Here is a 19,248-nt window from a genome sequence, read left to right as displayed (position 1 = left end):
GCACAACTGGCTACGAGGTGAAGGGGCATTCTACTCACTATGCAGGTTCGCATAAATCGACTCAGCGAGCTTTTTACTGATCCCCGGGGCTTTGGCGATCTCTTCGATGCTTGCACGAGACAGCTCCTGCAATCCACCAAAATGTTTCAACAGGTCACGGCGGCGGGTCGGCCCTACCCCTGCCACGCCTTCCAGCGTTGAGGTTCGGCGGGTCTTGCCGCGACGAGCGCGATGCCCCGTAATTGCGAAGCGGTGCGCCTCATCGCGGATCTGCTGAATCAGGTGCAAGGCGGGTGAATCGCCGCGCAAGGTGAACTCGTGGGCTGCATCATTCAGATACAACGTTTCGAAACCGGCCTTGCGCGTGGCGCCTTTGGCGACGCCCAACAGGATCAGATCCGGCACGGCCAATTCGTTGAGCACATCACGGGCCATCGACAATTGACCCTTGCCACCGTCGACCAGCAGGATGTCCGGCAACTTGCCTTCGCCGTCCTTGAGTTTGCTGAACCGGCGGGTCAGCGCCTGGTGCATGGCCGCATAATCGTCGCCGGCGGTGACGCCTTCGATGTTGTAGCGGCGGTAATCCGACTTGATCGCACCTTCCGGCCCGAACACCACGCAGGAGGCAACCGTAGCTTCGCCGCTGGAATGACTGATGTCGTAGCATTCCAAACGTTGCGGCGGCTCATCCAGATTCAGCACTTCGGCCAGCGCGTCGAATCGCGCGGCGGTGTGCTGACGGTTGGCCAGACGCGCGCCCAAGGCTTGCTCAGCGTTGGTCACTGCCAGTTGCTGCCAGCGCGCACGGGTACCGCGCACCCGGTGACTGATGGCCAATTCGCGGCCGCGCAAGGTATGAATCCCTTCGATCAGCGCTGGAAAATCTTCGTGAACCACATTCACGATCAACTCGCTCGGCAAATCGCGCTCGGGGCTGCTGATGTAGTACTGGCCGAGAAACGCCGCCATGACTTCGGAAACGTCTTCCTCGATGCCGACCTGCGGGAAAAAATTCTTGCTACCCAGCACTCGCCCGCCGCGCACGCTGATCAGGTGGACACAGGCGCCGCCTGGGTTGACGAATGCGGCAATAACGTCGATATCGCCGGTTCCGCCTTCCATGCTTTGCTGGTCCTGCACCCGGCGCAGCAAGGCGATCTGGTCACGCAATTCGGCCGCGCGTTCGAATTCGAGATTGATCGCTGCCTCTTCCATCGCGGTGGACAGCTCGTTGGTCAGCGCGTGGCTGCGACCTTCGAGGAACATCACCGAGTGGCGCACGTCTTCGGCGTAGACGTCAGGCTCGACCAAACCCACGCATGGTGCCTTGCAGCGTTTGATCTGGTATTGCAGGCACGGACGGGTGCGGTTCTTGTAATAGCTGTCTTCACACTGACGGACGAAAAAGGTTTTTTGCAGGATGCTCAGGCTTTCGCGAATGGCGCCGGCACTCGGATAGGGGCCGAAATACTTGCCCTTGGCCTTTTTTGCGCCGCGATGGATGCTCAGGCGCGGAAACTGTCCGTCGGAGAGAAACACGTACGGATAGGATTTATCGTCGCGCAGCAGGATGTTGTACGGCGGGCGCCACTCCTTGATCAGCGTCTGTTCCAGCAGCAGCGCTTCGGTTTCGTTGGCGGTGATGGTCGTCTCGACCTGAGCGATACGCCCGACCAGTGCAGCCGTTTTCGGCGCCAGTCCGGTCTTGCGAAAGTAGCTCGCCAGACGTTTCTTCAGGTTTTTCGCCTTGCCGACATACAGCAGGCGCGCCTCGCTGTCGAACATGCGATAGACGCCCGGGCGACCGCTGACGGTCGACAGGAAAGCACTGGAATCAAATGTCTCGGTCATGGTCAGGCGCTGGCATCCACCATGCCGTGACGCACCGCGAGCAGCGTCAGCTCGACGTCGCTGCTGATCGAAAGCTTCTCGAAAATGCGGTAGCGGTAGGTGTTCACGGTTTTCGGCGACAGGCACAACTTGTCGGAAATGATCTGGACCTTCTGGCAGCCGACAATCATCAAGGCAATCTGGATTTCCCGCTCCGACAAGGCATCGAACGGCGAATCATTGGTTGGCTGGAATGATTTGATCGCCAACTGCTGAGCGATCTGGGGACTGATGTAACGCTGCCCGGCGAAAACCAGCCGAATGGCCTGAACCATTTCCGGGAGACCCGCCCCCTTGGTCAGGTAACCGGCGGCGCCGGCCTGCAGCAAACGCGTCGGGAAAGGGTCTTCCTCGCACACCGTAACGGCAACCACCTTGATGTCCGGGTGGCTGCGCAGCAGTTTCCGTGTGGCCTCGAGGCCGCCGATGCCGGGCATCTTGACGTCCATGAGCACTACGTCAGGCTTCAATTCACGGGCTTTGATCAGGGACTCTTCACCTGACTCGGCCTGACCCACCACCTGCAGGCCATCGATATCGGCCAGCATCCGTGTAATGCCTGTACGAACGAGATCATGGTCGTCGACCACTAGCACCCTAATCAAGCAGACACCTCGCGATATGGTCTTATTGGGATGCCGGACACCTTAGCAAAAAGTGCCAGACAGACCTAGCGGAAAGCCGCATTTAAAAAGTTTCAATTCGTCATTCAGGGCTTGCCGGCTGTGGGTTTCAGAGCACAGCTGTACTCAAATCGAGCTGCATTCTGAGGAAACACTCATCCCTGCCCACGATGTGCAGTCCTTTAGATGCATACAGTTTTTGCGCCGGGTTATTGTCAAACACTGTCAGCCGCAGTGCCGGTCGCCTTGCCTGCCGAGCCATCTCGATCACCTGATCAATGGCCCAGGAACCGGCGCCCTGCCCTTGCCACGGATGATCAATCTGCAATTCGCGTATGTACAGCGCTCGGGCATCCTCGCTCAGACTGACAAAGCCGATCAGCAGTTCATCCTGGAGGATCATCCAGTTCTCACGATACTGCCAGCCTGCGTCGAATGCCTCGTCCTGCCACAACAGATCGTGGTCAATGTAATAGCGCAGCATGTTGCGACAGGTCAGATCCCGCGCAAACGCAAGATCATCATGGGTGGCATGCCGAATTCGATAACTCATTCAGCTCTCTCCAATCGTAAAAATGTACTTTAACCAGATCGTTTACCAGTGATAGCCGTTTCGCTCGGCACGCAATAGCATTTTCTGATTGCTGACGCGTATCAGCGTCGAGTAAGCTCGGCGTATTCATCGGAGACAGACCATGTTCAACGCCTCTTCACAGTCTTGCATCGCCAGCGCCTCGCGCTCGATTGCGGCTGCGTGGGTCAACGACGCCTGCGCTCCAGACAACTTTTATTTTGGGTATTGGTTTAGCCACTGGCGCGCCTGATACCCAAACGGCGCCCATGATAACGGGTCGCCTACCAGAGATTTCTCAACCCCCGGTCGGCCTCCCGACCGGGGGTTTTGTTTTTTCAGGCCCATCACTTTCAGCGACACACCACACTTCGAGGATTCCACCATGAACTACGCCACTTATTACCGTTACGACAGCTTTAGCGCCTGGCGATTTACCAGCCTCCGCTCGGGACAGCCTGCCGCCTCCGATCGGTCACCTACCGGTGGCAAACACACACGCCTAGCCCGTACGGCCATTTGTCGAACACCCCAGTAGGGCCGAGTGCGCGGGAAAAACCCGCCATCCGCCCAGGAAGACCGAACATGAACTCTTCAGTTTCCGCTTTGCCGCTGTCCACTCTCGACTCTGCCAACGAAGCGCTGACCCTGCGTCTGCCCAGTTCATTGCAGCTCAAACAGCAGTTCCCGCTCAGTCATTCCCTGCAACAACAAGTCAATACTCACCGTCAGGCGGTGCGTGCCATCCTCAACGGTGAAGATCCACGCCTGCTGGTCATCGTGGGTCCCTGTTCTATTCACGACCCGCAATCGGCAATCGAATACGCCAGCAAGCTCGCTCGTCTGGCTGAGGATGTCAGCGGTGAAATGCTCTTGGTCATGCGCGCCTACGTTGAAAAGCCACGTACCACGATCGGCTGGAAAGGCCTGGCCTACGATCCGCATCTGGATGGCACTGATGACATGGCCGCCGGCCTGATACTTTCCCGCGAACTGATGCTGGAAATGATCCGGCTCGGACTACCGGTTGCCACCGAACTGCTCCAACCCATGGCTGCCAATTACTTCGATGACCTGCTGAGCTGGGTGGCCATTGGTGCCCGCACCACCGAATCGCAAATTCACCGAGAGATGGCAAGCGGCCTGAACATGCCGGTCGGCTTCAAAAACGGCACCGACGGCGGCGCCGCCGTTGCCGTCGACGCCATGCGCTCGGCAGCTCATCCGCATCGGCATTTCGGCGTGGACAGCCAAGGGCATCCGGCGATCGTGCAAACCGCTGGCAATGCGGACACCCACATGGTGCTGCGCGGCGGCCATCATGGGCCAAACTACGACGCAACCAGCGTCGCCAAAATCAGCGCCGAACTCAGCCGACTGAAGATCCCCAGTCGAATCATGGTCGATTGCAGCCACGCCAATAGCGGCAAGGACCCACTGCGTCAGCCAGGGGTGTTCAACGACGTGCTTGAGCAACGCTTGCGCGGTAACCATTCGCTAATCGGCATGATGCTCGAATCACACCTTTTCGAAGGCTGCCAGCCGCTGAGCACTTCTTTGCGCTATGGCGTATCGATTACCGATGGCTGCCTCGGCTTCGGCGCAACCGAACAACTGCTGACCGACGCCGCACACCGTCTCGCACAGACCAGGAGGTAATCGCAAGTCGCCCTCCTGCTCCATTCAGAGCGCGGAGGGCTGACGTTCCCACGCTATGCCATTACGCTGATCCGTCTCACCGCAGATTGCTGACTGACGTCATCCAGACGTTCTACGGTGTAAGCAATCTCGACCGTTGTCCCATGATGTTCCCGCCAGAAGCGGTGAGGGACAATGAAACTCAGCGGTTGCCCGGCCAGCTCCGAAGTGATTTCAAGATCATCGCGGTGACTGAAAAATTCGCCGTCAAGCTTGAGATAGACCAGCTCATCCTCCTGCACTTGCGCGTCCTCAATGAGAATGGAAACCCCGTCTACCGAATCCTTCACTGACAACACATTTTCAATCGCTTCAACGACATCCGGCGCAGCCAGCCGAGCACGCACCGCCGGCCCGATGAAAACTTTCGCTGGCTCCGAGGTGCGAACCGTTCCACAGGGTTGTTCGACACGGTAGGCGACGACGACCTCACCGCCGCGATGCGCTTCGATATAGCAGCCCGGTACCCAGAACGACAGATTTTGTGCAACGACGTAGGCCTCCACGTTCAACGTGTCGGTAAAGATCTCGGGCGAGGTATCACCGTGCCAGGACAACATCACCCGGTCCCCCGCCGACATTCTCGCGTAGGGCTGCAACGTAACCAATGTGCCCTCGGTCACTCGCGACGGCTCCAGCGCTCCGCTTACCGAGCCTTCTATCTGCGGTGCCAACAGTTGCGCGCGGACATCTCCCACAGACAGTTGCAGGCGAACAGACTCCACTGCGTTGGGTGCGGACGCACTTTGAAGTGTCCAGTAAACCTCGAGCGAACCACCATCCAGCGCAGCCACATGCATGCCCTTGATGACGAAGATGACTTCTCTGCCAACCTGAGCCTGGCTGACAAATCGAACCTTCTCGTATTGATAGGCGAAGCCTTCGATATCGAGCCCCTCCCAGCTCAACGTCAACTGATCACCACAATGCATGTTGGCATAAGGAGAAATGCGAACAACGGCCCTGGCCAACGAAGGCTCCAGAACGCTGCCCTCCAACCCATCAATCGTTGGCGCCATCAGAGGCTCGATAGACATTTTGGCAACTGCCGGCTGACGCATCCGCCAGCAAAACTCGACTTCATGGCTGTTCATTTTCGTCTCCACTCCCTGGAAAGCGTGCCGTTCCGAACGACGACACTGACATCTACATTGAGGACTTCTTTGGATGTTCTGGATGTCAGCCGAATACACCGCGACGACGGCGTAACCGCTACCAGCAAAGTAGGCAACTGAGGAGTTCGCGCAGTTATGACGACAAACGACCCGGCGAACTTCCGATTCGGATTTCACAGGTCTCCGAAATTTCGTACACCTCGTAGTCCATTTTCAAACACGAAGTGAAGCTTCTTCGTACTTCTTCAACGGGATGAGTGTTTTAGAGTGGCCCGGTGATTTCCCGATGAACTTCTACGAAAAAGGTAAGAACATGCAACGGAATGCTACAACTCGTTATCCCATCCTGTTGGTCCACGGTCTGTTCGGGTTCGAGCGTATCGGTCATTTCGAGCTGTTCCATGACGTCAAGTCCGCGGTGAAAGCGGCCGGCTGTCGAGTGTTTGTTCCACACCTTTGCGCCACTCACGACAACGAAATGAGGGGTGAGCAATTGCTGTCACAGATTGCCTGCGTGCTGCGAGGCACAGGCGCCAGGAAAGTCAACCTTATAGGACACAGTCAGGGCGCCTTGGCTGCACGCTATGCTGCAGCGCTTGCACCAGACCTCGTCGCTTCAGTTACCTCCGTCAGCGGCCCGAATCATGGTTCGGAGCTCGCCGACTTTCTGCGCAAGGCGCTGGTCCCCGGCAAGCTGCCGGAAGTGGTTGCGCAAAATGTTGCGACGCAATTTGCCGATCTTCTGTGCTTGCTTAGCGGCAGCGTGGCGTTACCGCAGAATGCGCTCGCCGCACTCAATGCGCTGACTACCGTTGGCGTTGGCCAATTCAATGACAAGTTCCCACAGGGTCTGCCGCAAACCTGGGGAGGCCACGGTGCCGAGCAAGTCAACGGCGTGCGTTATTACTCGTGGAGTGGAGTTGTTCCGCAATCGACGCAGCCAGCACTGGATCCGGTCCAAGGCATATGCCGGGTCCTGTCGCAATACTTCACCACCGAACCCCAGCAAAATGACGGTTTTGTCGGACGCTTCAGCGCTCACCTCGGCCATGTGATCCGCTCCGATTATCCGATGGATCACTTGGCCAGCCTGCGAAAAACTGCGGGCACGAAGATCTCTTCACCCGATCCGATCGAACTGTACGTCGAGCATGCCCGGCGCCTGCGTGCGGCGGATCTTTGAATAGAGTCAGGGACGCAGAATGGAACTTTGCCGAGAATTCGCCCACTGATTCCGGTAGGCTCCACATTTTATTGAAACAGTTCGGAGAATTTCCCATGGCTAAAGCCACTGCCCGCCACATCCTGGTTTCCAGCGAAGACAAGTGCAACGAACTCAAGGCCCAGATCGAAGGCGGCGCCGATTTCGCTGAAGTCGCCAAAGCCAACTCCAGCTGCCCGTCCAGCCGTCAGGGCGGTGATCTGGGTTCGTTCGGTCCAGGCCAGATGGTCAAGGAATTCGACACCGTGGTCTTCAGCGCGCCGATCAACGTCGTGCAAGGCCCGGTGAAAACCCAGTTCGGTTATCACCTGCTGGAAGTCACCAGCCGTCAGGACTGATTCGTCGTCCGATTGCTACAACGGCCCGCCTTCTGGTGGGCCGTTGTGTTTCAGTTACATATACGGCTGGCGAGTGGCGCGCGGCTCGCGTACAACTTGCGCTTATCGATTTTCCGTTCCAAGGCTGACGATGCGACTGGTTTTTCCCACACTGATGCTCACCGCCCTCGCCCTTCTCACGGGTGCCGCCGGTGTAGTCGCTGCGCCGCAACACGCACTGACCGTTTACGGCGAACCGGCGAAGTACCCCGCCGGCTTCAGCCATTTCGACTACACCAATCCGCAAGCGCCGAAGGGCGGGACAATGCGTCGCTCGGCGATCGAAATCGGACACTTCGACCATTTGCTGCCCTATATAGACAAAGGCATCGGTGTAACACAGATCGACGGGCTCCTTTACTCTCCACTGGCGCAGCGCTCACTGGACGAGCCATACACCGTCTATGGTCTGGTCGCACAACAGATGGAGCGCTCGGACGACGGTCTTTCGCTGCGTTTCTTCATCAATCCGAAGGCGCGCTTTGCCGATGGCAAACCGATCACCGCTGAAGACGTGCGCTACACCTACAATCTCTTGATGACCCAGGGCAGCCTGCGCTATCGCACCCAGTTCGCCGACGTCAAAGGCGTTGAAATCGAAGGCCCACTGACCGTGCGCTTCGACTTCAAAAGCAACGAAAACCGCACCTTGCCGCTGGATATCGCGACCCTGCCGGTGTTTCCCGAACACTGGTGGAAGAGTCGCGATTTCGCCGGCGGCGGTGGTTATGAACCGCCGCTGGGCAGCGGGCCGTATCGGGTCGGCAAGGTCGACTCCGGGCGCAGCATCACCTTCGAACGCAATGGCGACTGGTGGGGCAAGGACCTGCCGGTCAGTCGCGGTCTGTACAACTTCGACCATTTCAGTATCGAGTATTTCGGCGACACCGATGTCGCTCGTCAGGTCCTGCGCGGCGGTGCCTATGACTACAACCGCGAGTTTTCCGCGACCGGCTATTCGATCGGCTACGACAGCCCGGCCCTCAGCGATGGCCGTTTGCAGAAAGCCCACCTCGCCACTGAAGCGCCGCAATCCGCCCAGGGCTTCGTGTTCAATCTGCAAAAGCCGATGTTCCAGGACCGTCGCGTGCGCCAGGCACTGGCGATGCTTTGGGATTTCGAGTGGAGCAACCGGCAGATGATGCGCAACGTGTATATCCGCCAGCAGAGCTACTTCTCCAACACCGACCTCGCCGCTAGACAGTTGCCCGACGCACAGGAACTGAAAATCCTCGAACCGCTGCGCGATCAGATTCCTGAGGAAGTGTTCACTCAAGTCTTCGAAGCGCCGAAGACCGATGGCAGCGGGATCATCCGTGACAAGCAATTGCAAGCGCTTGATTTGCTCGAGCAGGCCGGCTGGAAACCGGACGGCGATCAACTCGTCAACAACGCCGGTGAGCCATTGAGCTTCACCTTTCTAGTCAGCCAGAACGGCATGGACCGCCTCCTGCTGCCATACAAGCGCACGCTGAAGCAGATCGGCATTGAGCTCAACATCCGCCGCATCGACTCTTCGCAGTATGTAAATCGCCTGATGAGCCGCGATTACGACATGATCGTCACCGGCTACCCCGTCACGACGTCTCCGGGCGGCGAGCTGCTCAACTACTTCGGCTCGGCAGCGGCCAACGATCCGGGCGCGAACAATTACATGGTGCTGAAAAACCCGGCGGTCGACACGTTGATCAACGGCCTGATCCGCGCCTCGACTCAATCGGACATGTTGCATTACGCCCATGCACTGGACCGAGTGCTGCAATGGAACTACTACTGGATTCCCAATTACTACCCGCCGGGCACTTCGACCGTCTGGTGGAACCGCTTCGGCATTCCCACGGTCCAGGCGAGCAATGACGAAGCCATCGAGAGCTGGTGGGAAATCAGCCGGACGCCGTTGACCAACCAACAAATGACCGCTGAGAAAATCAGTCGCAGCAGACCCGGAGGGCCGCACTGATGTGGGGTTACATACTGCGGCGCCTGCTGCTGATCATTCCGACGCTGGTGATCATCCTGCTGGTCAATTTCGTGATCATTCAGGCCGCGCCCGGCGGACCGGTGGAACAGGCCATCGCCCATCTGCAGGGCATCGGCGGTGCCAGCGTCGGCGGCGGAGCCAGCGAGACATCGAGCAACGCGTCGCGCGCCAGCCGTGGCCTCGACCCGCAGCTGATCAAGGACATCGAGAAACAGTACGGCTTCGACAAGCCTGCCCACGAACGCCTGTGGCTGATGCTGAAAAACTACGCGCAGCTGGATTTCGGAAAAAGCTTCTTTCGCGGCGCGACCGTCACCGACCTGATTCTGGAGAAGATGCCGGTGACCATTTCGCTCGGGCTGTGGGCGACGCTGATCACCTATCTGGTGTCGATCCCGCTGGGCATCCGCAAGGCCGTCCACCATGGCAGCCATTTCGATATCTGGAGCAGCACGGCGATCATCATTGGCTATGCAATGCCAGCGTTTCTGTTTGCGATGTTCCTGATCGTGGTATTTGCCGGCGGCACTTCGCTGAACTGGTTTCCGGTGCGCGGACTGGTCTCGGACAACTTCGAATCGCTGTCGACGCTGGGCAAGATCGCCGACTATTTCTGGCATCTGGTGCTGCCGGTCACCGCACTCGTGATTGGCGGATTCGCCACCCTGACCATCCTGACGAAAAACTCGTTCCTCAATGAAATCACCCGACAGTACGTCGTCACGGCCCGAGCCAAAGGTTTGAGCGAACGCCGCGTACTGTACGGACATGTTTTTCGCAACGCGATGCTGCTGGTGGTCTCAGGCATACCTCAGGCGTTCATCAGCGTGTTCTTCGCCGGCTCGCTGCTGATCGAAGTGATCTTCTCCCTCGATGGCCTTGGACGCATGAGTTACGAAGCAGCGGTATCACGGGATTATCCGGTGGTGTTCGGCTCGCTGTTTATCTTCACTCTGTTCGGCCTGCTGATAAAACTGATCGGCGACCTCTGCTACACCCTGGTCGACCCGCGTATCGACTTCGCCGCGAGGAATGCCTGATGTTCAAGCTCTCGCCTTTGGGTCGTCGCCGTTTCGAACGTTTCAAGAAAAACCGTCGCGGCTGGTGGTCGCTGTGGCTGTTCATCGGCCTGTTCATCCTGACGCTGGGTGGCGAATTGATCGCCAACGACAAGCCGTTGGTAGTCAGTTATCAGGGCCAGTGGTACTTCCCGGTCTTCAAGCGCCACACCGAACAGGAGTTCGGCGGGCAACTGCCCTTCCAGGCTGATTACCGCAGCGAATATGTGCAGAACCTGATCCACAAGGACGGCGGCTGGTTATTGTTCCCGCTGATTCCGTTCAGCGATGACACGCCCAACTATGACCTGAACAAACCGGCGCCGAGCCCACCAACATCGGTCAACTGGCTGGGCACCGACGATCAGGCGCGTGATGTGCTGGCCCGCGTCATCTTTGGCGCTCGGGTATCGATACTGTTTGCCTTGATGCTCACGTTTGTCAGCGCGCTGATCGGTATCGCCGCCGGCGCGTTGCAGGGCTATTACGGTGGCTGGGTCGATCTGCTGGGGCAGCGGGTACTGGAAGTCTGGTCGGGACTGCCGGTGCTTTACCTGCTGATCATCCTCTCCGGTTTCGTCGAGCCGAATTTCTGGTGGTTACTGGGGATCATGGCGCTCTTTTCCTGGCTCGCACTGGTCGATGTGGTACGGGCCGAGTTCTTGCGCGGGCGCAATCTGGAATACGTCAAAGCCGCACGCGCCTTGGGCCTGACTGACCGCAAAGTGATTTTCCGGCACATCCTGCCCAACGCGATGAACGCGACACTGAGCTATCTGCCGTTCATTTTGACCGGGGCGATTTCGACGTTGACCGCGCTGGATTTTCTTGGCTTCGGCATGCCGGCCGGCAGTGCCTCGCTGGGCGAACTGATCGGTCAGGGCAAGCAGAACCTGCAAGCGCCGTGGCTCGGGTTGACCGCGTTCTTTACCCTGGCGCTGATCCTTTCCTTGCTGGTATTTATCGGCGAAGCGTTACGTGACGCTTTCGACCCTCGATCCTGAAGCGTGACCATGACTGAAAACCTGATTGAAATCCGCAACCTCAATGTCGCCTTCCATGGCCAGACGGTGGTGCGAGAACTGTGCCTGGATATCCGCCCCGGTGAGTGCCTGGCGCTGGTCGGCGAATCGGGCTCGGGGAAATCGGTGACCGCGCATTCGATCCTGCAGCTGCTGCCCGATACGGAGGCGCAAACCCGTGGCAGCATCCGCTATCGCGGACAGGAACTGCTCGGTGCCGAGCCGAAAGTCTTGCGTGAGCTGCGCGGCAATCGCATTGCGATGATCTTTCAAGAGCCAATGACCTCGCTCAATCCGCTGCACACCATCGAAAAGCAGATCGGCGAAACCCTGTTGCTGCACCGTGGCCTCGGCGGCAAGCAAGCGCAGCAGCGTATTCTCGAACTGCTCGGACTGGTCGGCATTCAAAAGCCCAAGGAACGCTTGAAAGCTTATCCGCATCAGCTCTCTGGCGGGCAACGGCAACGGGTGATGATCGCCATGGCCCTGGCCTGCGAACCGGAGTTGTTGATTGCCGACGAGCCGACCACGGCGCTGGATGTCACCGTGCAGCGCAAGATTCTCTTGCTGCTCAAGTCCTTGCAACAGCGGCTCGGCATGTCGCTGCTGCTGATCAGCCACGATCTCAATCTGGTGCGCAGCATCGCGCAGCGGGTGTGCGTGATGAAGGCTGGCGAGATCGTCGAGCAGGCACCCTGCGAAACCCTGTTTACCGAACCCAGACACCCTTACAGCTGCGTGCTGTTGAACGCAGAACCGGAAGGTGAAGCCCTGCCCCGTGACGAACGTGAAAATGTGCTGGAGGTCGCTGACCTGCGCGTCGATTTCCAGGTCGGCGGCGGATTGTTTCGCCGCAAGCAGTATCTGCGCGCAGTTGATGGCATCAGTCTGAATATTCAGCGCGGCAAGACCTTGGGCATTGTTGGCGAGTCCGGTTCGGGCAAGTCGACGCTGGGGCAGGCGATCCTGCGCTTGCTGGATTCCGAGGGCAGTATTCGCTTTCAGGGCGAAGCGCTTGATGGCCTCAATCAGAAGCAACTGCGGCCGTGGCGCCGGAAGATGCAAGTGGTGTTTCAGGATCCGTTTGGCAGCCTGAGCCCGCGCATGTCGGTAGCACAGATCATCAGCGAAGGCCTGGAAGTGCATTGCGAATCGACGGCTGACGAATGCGACGAGCAGGTAATTCGTGTTCTCAAGGAAGTCGGTCTGGATCCGGAGAGCCGCCATCGCTACCCGCATGAATTTTCCGGCGGTCAGCGCCAGCGCATCGCCATTGCCCGGGCACTGGTGCTCAAACCCGCGCTGATCCTTCTTGATGAACCGACCTCGGCCCTCGACCGCACCGTACAGAAACAAGTGGTCGCCCTGCTCCGTGATCTGCAGGAAAAACACGGTCTGACCTACCTGTTCATCAGCCATGATCTGGCGGTGGTGCGCGCGCTCGCCCATGACATGATCGTGATCAAGGACGGCCAGGTCGTCGAGCGGGGCGCCAGTCACGACGTGTTCGACAACCCGCAGCATCCGTACACCAAAGAGCTGTTGGCGGCGGCGCATCCGGGGTAGGCATAATCGGCGCTCGCCTCGGAACCGAGTCATGGCTATCCCGAGCAGGCTCACTCCTGCAATTGGAATGCGTTCCCCTGTAGGAGTGAGCCTGCTCGCGATGAGGCCTTAAACAGGCGAAATATTTTCAGGACACTGCAGATGAACACCACCGAAAGCCTCAAGGACTATCAACGGGTTCGCACCCTGGCGATCCGTTCGCTGTTCGAGATCATCGAGCAGTCCAGCGAAGGCACGGTGATCGTCGATCGCGAAGCGAACATCGTCTGGATGAACGAACGCTACGCGCGGCGCTTTGGTCTCGAATCGGCGGCAGGCGCCATCGGCAAATCCTGCGAAAGTGTGATCCCCGGCAGCTTGCTGCGCGAAGTGGTGCGCACCGGTCGCCCCATTCTGCTGGACATGCAGGACACGCCGAAGGAACCGCTGGTGGTGATGCGCCTGCCGATCCACGACGACGCCGGCAGCGTGATTGGCGCCATCGGTTTTGCCCTGTTCGACGAGTTGCGCACGCTGTCGCCGATGCTCAAGCGCTACCTGAGCATGCAGGAAGAACTCGCCTCGACCCGCTCGCTGCTGCGTGCGCGGCAGACCAAATACAATTTCGCCCATTTCATCGGCACCAGCGCCGCCAGCCTCGAAGTCAAACGCCGCGCCCGGCGCAGTGCCAGCGCTGATTCGCCCGTTTTGCTGCTGGGGGAAACCGGCACCGGCAAAGAGCTGCTTGCCCAAGCGATTCACAGCGCCTCGCCTCGGGCGCACAAAGCCTTCGTCAGCATCAACAGTGCGGCGATTCCCGAAGCGCTGCTGGAAGCCGAATTCTTTGGCACGGCACCCGGCGCTTTTACCGGCGCCGATCGCAAGGGGCGCACCGGCAAACTGCAGGTCGCTCAGGGCGGCACGCTGTTTCTCGACGAGATCGGCGACATGCCGCTGCCGCTGCAAAGCAAACTGCTGCGGGTGTTGCAGGAAAAAGAGTACGAACCGGTCGGCTCCAACGAAGTGATCCAGAGCGATGTGCGGGTAATCGCCGCGACCTCGACGGATCTGCAGGCGGCGATCAAGCGCGGCGAATTCCGCGCCGATTTGTACTACCGCCTCAACGTACTGCCGATCCAGGTGCCGCCGCTGCGCGAACGTCTCGATGATCTGCCGGCGCTGAGCGAGGCGATTCTGGAAGAACTGCGCAGCCAGCATGAACTGCACCGCGATGCGCTGGCGTTGCTGGGCCAGCATGCGTGGCCGGGCAACATTCGCGAGTTGCGCAACGTACTGGAGCGGGCGGCGTTGCTCAGTGATGATCTGATCTTGACCGAACAGGATATTCGCGCGGCGATTGGCACGTTCACTCCGGTTGAGCGAACGCCCGAACCGAGTCTGCAAGCGCCGGCCGGTGAGACATTTGCCAAGGCGCGGGCGCGGTTTGATCGGCAGTTGATCGAGTCGACCTTGGCGCAATGCGCGGGGAAAGTACCGGAGGCGGCGGTTCGGTTGGGGCTTGGGCGGTCGACGCTGTACAAGAAAATGGCTGCGCTCGGGATTGCCGAGTCTATATAAAGAGACAGCCGATCTCTCTTTTAAGACGAGAGCAAAAGCTTCGCGAGCAGGCTCGCTCCCACAGGGAGCCCGGTGTCAGCTGTGGGAGCGAGCCTGCTCGCGAAAGCGTCCTTCCAGCAACGAAAGTCTCTGATTAGAGACAATATCAATCCAAACATCTCTTTGAGAAGAATAATATCCATATATTTCAATAACTTGAGCTTCTGGCACAAATCTCGCTAACACCTCTCCACACCCGTTCCACCCACAAAAATAACAATCCTGGAGAGACACACCATGAGTGTGATCATTGCCTTGGCAGCCCTGACGCTGCTGATGCTGGCTGCCTACCGTGGCTACAGCGTCATCCTCTTCGCCCCGATCGCCGCCCTCGGCGCGGTCCTGCTCACCGATCCGTCCGCCGTAGCGCCCGCGTTTACCGGGGTGTTCATGGACAAGATGGTCGGTTTCATCAAGCTCTACTTCCCGGTATTTCTCCTCGGCGCGGTGTTCGGCAAGTTGATCGAGCTGTCCGGGTTCTCACGCTCGATCGTGGCTGCTGCGATTCGCTTGCTCGGGACTAAGCAAGCGATGCTGGTGATCGTGCTGGTCTGCGCCCTGCTGACTTATGGCGGCGTGTCGTTGTTCGTTGTGGTCTTTGCCGTTTACCCGTTTGCAGCGGAGATGTTCCGCCAGAGCAATATCCCCAAGCGCCTGATCCCGGCGACCATTGCCCTCGGTGCGTTCTCGTTCACCATGGACGCCCTGCCCGGCACCCCGCAGATCCAGAACATCATCCCCAGCACCTTCTTCAACACCACCGCCTGGGCGGCGCCGTGGCTGGGGGTGATCGGCACGATCTTCGTATTCTGCGCCGGGATGCTGTTCCTGCAGCGTCAGCGCAACAAGGCGCAGCGTGCCGGCGAAGGTTACGGCACCGAACTGCGCAACGAACCGGAAACGGCAGAAGATCTCAAGCTGCCGAACCCTTGGATTGCGCTGTCGCCATTGCTGGCGGTGGGCATCATGAATCTGCTGTTTACCCAGTGGATTCCGCAGTGGTACGGCAAGACTCATAGCCTCGCGCTGCCGGGCATGGCCGCGCCGGTCACCACCGAGATCGCCAAACTCACGGCGATCTGGGCGGTGCAGGCGGCGTTGCTGGTCGGCATCCTCATGGTGTTGGCGTTCGGCTTTCAGGCGATTCGCAGCAAGCTTGCCGAAGGCAGCAAAAGCGCGGTCAGCGGTGCGCTGCTGGCGGCCATGAACACCGCTTCCGAATACGGCTTTGGCGCGGTGATTGCGTCGCTGCCCGGCTTCCTGGTGCTGGCTGACTGGCTCAAGCAGATTCCCAATCCGTTGGTCAACGAAGCGATCACCGTGACGCTGCTGGCCGGCATCACCGGTTCGGCCTCGGGCGGCATGAGCATTGCGCTGGCGGCGATGTCCGAGCAGTTCATCAGTGCGGCGCACGCGGCGAATATTCCGCTGGAAGTGCTGCACCGCGTCGCAGCGATGGCCAGTGGCGGCATGGACACCCTGCCGCACAACGGCGCGGTGATCACGCTGTTGGCGGTGACCGGGCTGACCCACCGCGAAGCCTATAAAGACATTTTCTGTATTACGCTGATCAAGACCCTGGCGGTTTTCGTGGTGATCGGCACTTTCTACGCCACTGGCATTGTGTGAGGTATTCATGACCACTCTTTCCGGCAAGACAGCTTTGGTGACCGGCTCCACCAGCGGCATCGGCCTGGGCATCGCGCTGAGCCTGGCCAAGGCCGGCGCCAATCTGATTCTCAATGGCTTCGGCGACGCCTCGAAAGTGATCGCTGACGTCGCTCAGTACGGCGGCAAGGTCGGCCATCATCCCGCCGATGTCAGCGATCCGGCGCAGATTGCCGACATGATTGCTTACGCCGAGCGTGAGTTTGGCGGCGTCGACATTCTGGTCAACAACGCAGGTATTCAGCATGTCGCGGCAGTGGAAGAGTTCCCGGTGGAGCGCTGGGATTCGATCATCGCGATCAACCTGTCGTCGGTGTTTCACAGCACGCGTCTGAGCCTGCCGGGCATGCGTCGGAAAAACTGGGGGCGCATCATCAACATCGCCTCGGTGCATGGTCAGGTCGGCTCCACCGGCAAAGCCGCATATGTCGCCGCAAAGCATGGTGTGATCGGCCTGACCAAAGTGGTCGGGCTCGAAACCGCGACCAGCCATGTCACCTGCAATGCGATCTGTCCAGGTTGGGTGTTGACGCCGCTGGTGCAGAAGCAGATCGATGATCGCGCGGCCAAGGGCGTCGATCCGCAGCAGGCGCAGCATGATCTGCTCGCCGAAAAACAGCCGTCGCTGGAGTTCGTCACACCGCAGCATTTGGGTGAGCTGGTGCTGTTCTTGTGCAGCGAAGCTGGCAGCCAGGTACGCGGCGCGGCGTGGAATATTGATGGTGGCTGGCTGGCGCAATAAACACCTGGCCCTCTGTAGGAGTGAGCCTGCTCGCGATAGCGGTACATCAGTCACCTGTTACGGGGCTGGCACACCGCTATCGCGAGCAGGCTCACTCCTACAAGGTATGTGTAATCCGATAAAAAGAGGCAACCCCATGTCCGAGATCCTCTGGCAACCCGACGCCCAGCGTATCGCCCGTTCGCGCATGGACGCGTTCCGGCGCGAAGTGAATCAGCGGCATTCGCTTAAGCTCGATGGCTACCCTGCCCTGCACCAATGGAGCATCGAGCAGCGCCCCGCTTTCTGGCAGGCGATCGTCGATTTTTTCGACATCCGTTTTCACACCCAGCCTGACGCCGTCTTGCGTGAGGGTGCAGAGATGCCGAGTGCGGAATGGTTTCCGGGCGCGACGCTGAACTTAGCTGAACACCTGCTGCGCCGTCGCGATGATGCGGTAGCAGTGGTCGCCGTCGCGGAAAATGGCCAGCGCGAACAGCTGACCTGGGCCGAACTGGCCGAACACGTCGCCGGTTTTCAGGCGAGCCTGCGCGCGGCCGGTGTGGCTCAAGGTGATCGCGTGGCGGCGTGCATGCCCAACACCTGGCAGACGCTGGTGGCAATGCTGGCCACCACCAGCCTCGGCGCGATCTGGTCCTGCTCGTCGCCCGACTTTGGCACCCATGGCGTGATTGATCGCTTTGGCCAGATCGAACCGAAAGTGCTGCTCACCTGCGCCGGGTATCAATATGCCGGGAAAAACCTCGATCAGACCGCCAAGCTCAACGAAATCCTGGCGCAACTGCCGTCGCTGCAGCGGTTGATCATCGTGCCGTACGCTCGCCCGCAAGCTCGCATCGAGGACTACCAAACCCTGGCCTGCGTCTCTTTCTGGGAAGATTTTTATCTACCCGGTGGCGAGCCGGATTTCACTCCGGTGCCGTTCAACCATCCGCTTTACGTGCTGTACTCCAGCGGCACCACTGGCGTACCGAAATGCATCGTCCACAGCACCGGCGGCGTGCTGCTGCAACACGTCAAGGAACACGGCTTGCACTGCGATCTCGGTCCCGGTGATCGCCTGTTTTACTACACAACCTGCGGCTGGATGATGTGGAACTGGCTGGTTTCGGCGCTCGCGGTTGGCAGCGCTGTCGTGCTCTACGACGGCTCACCGTTTCATCCGGACCCTCAGCGTCTGCTCGACCTGATCGACGACGAACGCATCAGCGTGTTTGGCACCAGTCCCAAGTTTCTTGCCACGCTGGAAAGCAGCGGTGTCAGGCCCCGCGAAAGTCATGATCTGGGCAGCCTGAGAACCTTGCTGTGCACCGGCTCGGCGCTATCGCCGCAAAGTTACGATTTCGTTTACCGCGACTTGAAAACCGATGTGTGCCTGGCCTCGATGTCCGGTGGCACCGATATCGTCTCGTGCTTCGTCAACGGCAATCCGCTGTCACCGGTACGACGCGGCGAGATCATGGGCAAGAGCCTGGGTATGGCTGTTGAAGTCTGGAACGACGCTGGTCAGCCGGTAATCGGTGAAAAAGGCGAAATGGTCTGCACCCGACATTTCCCGGCGATGCCGATTGGTTTGTGGAATGACCCTGACGGCGCGAAGCTGCGACAGTCTTATTTCAGCCTGTTTCCTGGCGTCTGGGCGCAAGGTGACTACGCCGAACAATTGCCCCACGGCGCGATGATGATTCATGGCCGTTCGGATGCCGTGCTCAATCCGGGTGGCGTGCGGATCGGCACGGCGGAAATCTATCGTCAGGTCGAGAAAATCACTGAGGTACTGGATAGCGTCGCCATTGGCCAACAGTGGCAGGATGATGTGCGGGTCGTGTTGTTTGTGCGATTGCGCGAAGGACTGATGCTCGACGACAAGTTGCAACAGCGCATTCGTGAAGTCGTCCGCGCCAATACCACCCCTAGGCATGTACCGGCGAAGATTGTTGCGGTGACGGATATTCCACGCACCATCAGCGGGAAGGTTGTCGAGCTGGCGGTGCGAGACGTGGTGCATGGGCGGCCGGTGAAGAACACCGATGCGCTGGCCAATCCCGAAGCGCTGGAGCAGTTTCGAGATCGGCGTGAGCTCAGCGACTGCGCGCCATGAAGCAACGCTGCCCCG

At 59.2% G+C, this 19,248-nt stretch carries 15 protein-coding genes; 11 read left to right on the top strand and 4 right to left on the bottom strand.

Translation table 11 applies throughout. The features are described 5' to 3' along the window. Positions 1-30 precede the first annotated feature (30 nt). The 3 genes from uvrC to ACZ0AZ_RS21490 form a co-directional block, all read right to left on the bottom strand. Positions 31-1,854: an excinuclease ABC subunit UvrC gene (gene uvrC, locus ACZ0AZ_RS21500; protein ID WP_024012762.1), complete on the bottom strand. Its 1,824-nt coding sequence runs from the start codon at positions 1,852-1,854 to the stop codon at positions 31-33. Positions 1,855-1,856: 2 nt separating this feature from the next. Next, the gene (gacA, locus tag ACZ0AZ_RS21495; protein WP_024012761.1) at positions 1,857-2,498 is read right to left on the bottom strand and encodes a response regulator transcription factor GacA; all 642 of its coding nucleotides are present in this window, start codon (positions 2,496-2,498) and stop codon (positions 1,857-1,859) included. 127 nt (positions 2,499-2,625) lie between these two features. Next, positions 2,626-3,069, bottom strand: a complete 444-nt coding sequence (locus ACZ0AZ_RS21490; RefSeq protein ID WP_016774511.1) for a GNAT family N-acetyltransferase — start codon at positions 3,067-3,069, stop codon at positions 2,626-2,628. A 603-nt stretch (positions 3,070-3,672) separates the two neighbouring features. Here ACZ0AZ_RS21490 and ACZ0AZ_RS21485 point away from each other — a divergent pair. Further along, the gene (locus tag ACZ0AZ_RS21485) at positions 3,673-4,746 is read left to right on the top strand and encodes a 3-deoxy-7-phosphoheptulonate synthase (RefSeq protein ID WP_463538086.1); all 1,074 of its coding nucleotides are present in this window, start codon (positions 3,673-3,675) and stop codon (positions 4,744-4,746) included. A 53-nt stretch (positions 4,747-4,799) separates the two neighbouring features. Here the strand turns inward: ACZ0AZ_RS21485 and ACZ0AZ_RS21480 are convergent, their stop codons facing one another. After that, positions 4,800-5,879, bottom strand: coding sequence for a hypothetical protein (locus tag ACZ0AZ_RS21480; RefSeq protein WP_039758563.1), 1,080 nt, complete (start codon positions 5,877-5,879; stop codon positions 4,800-4,802). A 334-nt stretch (positions 5,880-6,213) separates the two neighbouring features. On the opposite strand from ACZ0AZ_RS21480, the gene ACZ0AZ_RS21475 reads away from it, so the two are divergent. The 10 genes from ACZ0AZ_RS21475 (at position 6,214) to ACZ0AZ_RS21430 (ending at position 19,233) form a co-directional block, all read left to right on the top strand. Further along, the gene (locus ACZ0AZ_RS21475; protein WP_039758976.1) at positions 6,214-7,083 is read left to right on the top strand and encodes an esterase/lipase family protein; all 870 of its coding nucleotides are present in this window, start codon (positions 6,214-6,216) and stop codon (positions 7,081-7,083) included. A gap of 95 nt (positions 7,084-7,178) precedes the next feature. Further along, positions 7,179-7,460 (top strand): peptidylprolyl isomerase, encoded by a 282-nt coding sequence (locus ACZ0AZ_RS21470; protein ID WP_039758565.1) that lies wholly within the window; start codon positions 7,179-7,181, stop codon positions 7,458-7,460. Between the two features lie 130 nt (positions 7,461-7,590). Further along, positions 7,591-9,459 (top strand): extracellular solute-binding protein, encoded by a 1,869-nt coding sequence (locus tag ACZ0AZ_RS21465; protein WP_310404951.1) that lies wholly within the window; start codon positions 7,591-7,593, stop codon positions 9,457-9,459. Further along, on the top strand, positions 9,459-10,520 hold the full coding sequence (locus tag ACZ0AZ_RS21460) for a microcin C ABC transporter permease YejB (RefSeq protein ID WP_039758569.1): 1,062 nt from the start codon (positions 9,459-9,461) through the stop codon (positions 10,518-10,520). The genes ACZ0AZ_RS21465 and ACZ0AZ_RS21460 overlap by 1 nt, the downstream gene beginning before the upstream one ends. After that, complete coding sequence (locus ACZ0AZ_RS21455; protein WP_129998591.1) at positions 10,520-11,542, top strand: ABC transporter permease; 1,023 nt, start codon at positions 10,520-10,522, stop codon at positions 11,540-11,542. Before ACZ0AZ_RS21460 ends, ACZ0AZ_RS21455 begins: the two co-directional genes overlap by 1 nt. A gap of 9 nt (positions 11,543-11,551) precedes the next feature. After that, positions 11,552-13,126, top strand: coding sequence for an ABC transporter ATP-binding protein (locus tag ACZ0AZ_RS21450; protein ID WP_039758573.1), 1,575 nt, complete (start codon positions 11,552-11,554; stop codon positions 13,124-13,126). Positions 13,127-13,267: 141 nt separating this feature from the next. Next, positions 13,268-14,683, top strand: a complete 1,416-nt coding sequence (locus tag ACZ0AZ_RS21445; protein ID WP_463538085.1) for a sigma-54 interaction domain-containing protein — start codon at positions 13,268-13,270, stop codon at positions 14,681-14,683. 276 nt (positions 14,684-14,959) lie between these two features. Continuing rightward, positions 14,960-16,351 carry a GntP family permease gene (locus ACZ0AZ_RS21440; RefSeq protein ID WP_039758575.1) on the top strand — a complete coding sequence of 464 codons (1,392 nt, stop codon included), beginning with the start codon at positions 14,960-14,962 and terminating at the stop codon, positions 16,349-16,351. A gap of 7 nt (positions 16,352-16,358) precedes the next feature. Next, positions 16,359-17,132, top strand: coding sequence for a 3-hydroxybutyrate dehydrogenase (gene hbdH, locus ACZ0AZ_RS21435; protein WP_039758577.1), 774 nt, complete (start codon positions 16,359-16,361; stop codon positions 17,130-17,132). A 136-nt stretch (positions 17,133-17,268) separates the two neighbouring features. Continuing rightward, a complete protein-coding gene (locus ACZ0AZ_RS21430) occupies positions 17,269-19,233 on the top strand; it encodes an acetoacetate--CoA ligase (protein WP_463538084.1) in 1,965 nt (654 codons plus the stop codon). Positions 19,234-19,248: the final 15 nt, after the last annotated feature.

Source organism: Pseudomonas sp. AC239 (assembly GCF_979258545.1).
The sequence above is the reverse complement of the archived record's forward strand: the minus strand, read 5'-3'. Positions and strand labels throughout refer to the sequence as shown.

Excerpts from the sequence above, each read along its gene's own strand:
- ACZ0AZ_RS21480 (WP_039758563.1), bottom strand. The coding sequence starts at position 5,879 with ATGAACAGCCATGAAGTCGAGTTTTGCTGGCGGATGCGTCAGCCGGCA.
- ACZ0AZ_RS21465 (WP_310404951.1), top strand. The coding sequence starts at position 7,591 with ATGCGACTGGTTTTTCCCACACTGATGCTCACCGCCCTCGCCCTTCTC.
- ACZ0AZ_RS21460 (WP_039758569.1), top strand. The coding sequence starts at position 9,459 with ATGTGGGGTTACATACTGCGGCGCCTGCTGCTGATCATTCCGACGCTG.
- ACZ0AZ_RS21455 (WP_129998591.1), top strand. The coding sequence starts at position 10,520 with ATGTTCAAGCTCTCGCCTTTGGGTCGTCGCCGTTTCGAACGTTTCAAG.
- ACZ0AZ_RS21475 (WP_039758976.1), top strand. The coding sequence starts at position 6,214 with ATGCAACGGAATGCTACAACTCGTTATCCCATCCTGTTGGTCCACGGT.
- hbdH (WP_039758577.1), top strand. The coding sequence starts at position 16,359 with ATGACCACTCTTTCCGGCAAGACAGCTTTGGTGACCGGCTCCACCAGC.
- ACZ0AZ_RS21470 (WP_039758565.1), top strand. The coding sequence starts at position 7,179 with ATGGCTAAAGCCACTGCCCGCCACATCCTGGTTTCCAGCGAAGACAAG.
- uvrC (WP_024012762.1), bottom strand. The coding sequence starts at position 1,854 with ATGACCGAGACATTTGATTCCAGTGCTTTCCTGTCGACCGTCAGCGGT.
- ACZ0AZ_RS21490 (WP_016774511.1), bottom strand. The coding sequence starts at position 3,069 with ATGAGTTATCGAATTCGGCATGCCACCCATGATGATCTTGCGTTTGCG.
- ACZ0AZ_RS21440 (WP_039758575.1), top strand. The coding sequence starts at position 14,960 with ATGAGTGTGATCATTGCCTTGGCAGCCCTGACGCTGCTGATGCTGGCT.
- ACZ0AZ_RS21430 (WP_463538084.1), top strand. The coding sequence starts at position 17,269 with ATGTCCGAGATCCTCTGGCAACCCGACGCCCAGCGTATCGCCCGTTCG.
- ACZ0AZ_RS21485 (WP_463538086.1), top strand. The coding sequence starts at position 3,673 with ATGAACTCTTCAGTTTCCGCTTTGCCGCTGTCCACTCTCGACTCTGCC.
- ACZ0AZ_RS21450 (WP_039758573.1), top strand. The coding sequence starts at position 11,552 with ATGACTGAAAACCTGATTGAAATCCGCAACCTCAATGTCGCCTTCCAT.
- ACZ0AZ_RS21445 (WP_463538085.1), top strand. The coding sequence starts at position 13,268 with ATGAACACCACCGAAAGCCTCAAGGACTATCAACGGGTTCGCACCCTG.